Origin of the sequence: Exiguobacterium sp. s121 (genome assembly GCF_018617245.1) — a bacterium.
In the GTDB taxonomy this organism is placed as follows: domain Bacteria; phylum Bacillota; class Bacilli; order Exiguobacteriales; family Exiguobacteriaceae; genus Exiguobacterium; species Exiguobacterium profundum.
In genome coordinates, this window is sequence record NZ_JACSJV010000011.1 from 1 (window position 1) to 373 (window position 373).

The following is a 373-nucleotide window of genomic DNA, read 5'->3' on the forward strand; positions in this document are numbered from 1 at the left end:
AACAAGGTAGCCGTATCGGAAGGTGCGGCTGGATCACCTCCTTTCTAAGGAAAATGCCCATGTGGCATTGCCCATCGTTCAGTTTTGAGAGACCAAAACCTCTCTAAGAGGGCCTATAGCTCAGCCGGTTAGAGCGCACGCCTGATAAGCGTGAGGTCGGTGGTTCGAGTCCACTTAGGCCCACCATTTTTATGAACAATTCTAATACGGGGCCTTAGCTCAGCTGGGAGAGCGCCTGCCTTGCACGCAGGAGGTCAGCGGTTCGATCCCGCTAGGCTCCACTTTTGTTCCTTGAAAACTGAAGATTCATCAAGACATCAAAAACCAATTTCACATATGGTCCGTGAGGACCGTGTGTCTTAGACGCTAGATC

At 50.9% G+C, this 373-nt stretch carries 2 tRNA genes; both read left to right on the top strand.

The features are described from left to right. Window positions 1–109 precede the first annotated feature (109 nt). Window positions 110–186, top strand: a tRNA-Ile gene (locus tag KOG47_RS14670). Between the two features lie 22 nt (window positions 187–208). Next, window positions 209–281, top strand: a tRNA-Ala gene (locus KOG47_RS14675). Window positions 282–373 lie beyond the last annotated feature (92 nt).